2 protein-coding genes are annotated in these 927 nt (G+C 46.3%); both read left to right on the forward strand.

What is annotated here, in order from left to right; all coding sequences use genetic code 11:
- Positions 1–677: rod shape-determining protein MreC (gene mreC / locus R7Z77_RS24445; RefSeq protein ID WP_318136940.1), on the forward strand; the 677-nt coding region annotated here is incomplete at its 5' end.
- On the forward strand, positions 667–927 hold a 261-nt coding region (mreD, locus tag R7Z77_RS24450), incomplete at its 3' end, for a rod shape-determining protein MreD (RefSeq protein WP_140284563.1). The genes mreC and mreD, both read left to right, overlap by 11 nt.

Consider the following 927-nt stretch of genomic DNA (forward strand, 5'->3'; position numbering starts at 1 on the left):
TAGAAGGCAATCGCAACTTAAAGCGCGAAGTGCTTCGTCTAAAAAGCGAATTGATCTTGCTCGACCAATATAAAGAAGAGAACCAACGCTTGCGTAAGCTGCTTGGCTCGTCTTTTGTTCGTGATGAGAAGAAGGTCGTGACCGAAGTAATGGCGGTGGATACTTCACCTTATCGTCATCAAGTGGTGATTGATAAAGGCCAAATTGACGGTGTGTACGTTGGTCAGCCCGTTATTAACGAAAAAGGTATTGTCGGTCAGGTTACGTTTGTTGCGGCGCACAATGCGCGGGTATTGCTACTGACAGATGCAAAAAATGCCATTCCAGTTCAGGTCATTCGTAATGACATTCGAGTGATTGCATCAGGTAATGGTGAAATGGATGAAATCCAACTGGAACACATTCCAACCAGTACAGATATTCAAGTCGGTGATTTACTTGTGACATCTGGTCTGGGAGGCATTTACCCTGAAGGCTACCCTGTGGCGACGGTCACGAATGTGGATCACGATACTCGTCAAGAGTTTGCATCGATCAAAGCCGAACCTGTAGTGGAGTTTGATCGTCTACGATACTTGCTGTTGATCTGGCCAAACGAAGATCGTCAGCACAAAGTACTGCAATCCAACGCGAATGACGGGTTAGAGCAAGAACAAGAGGTAACTAATGGCCAGTAATGTATTGCGTAGCAGAATGGTGATTGGTGTTAGTTTCTTCGTTGCGCTAGTACTGCAAACCATTCCTTGGCCAGGTGTATTGGACCTACTTCGTCCTTCATGGCTATTTTTGGTGACGTGTTATTGGGTGCTGGCATTGCCGCATCGAGTAAACGTCGGCACGGCGTTAGTGTTGGGCTTATTGTGGGACATTCTCATTGGTTCAACGCTAGGAATTCGGGGCATGATGATGTCCATTGTCATCTACTTG

It is taken from the genome of Vibrio sp. 1401 (assembly GCF_033340295.1).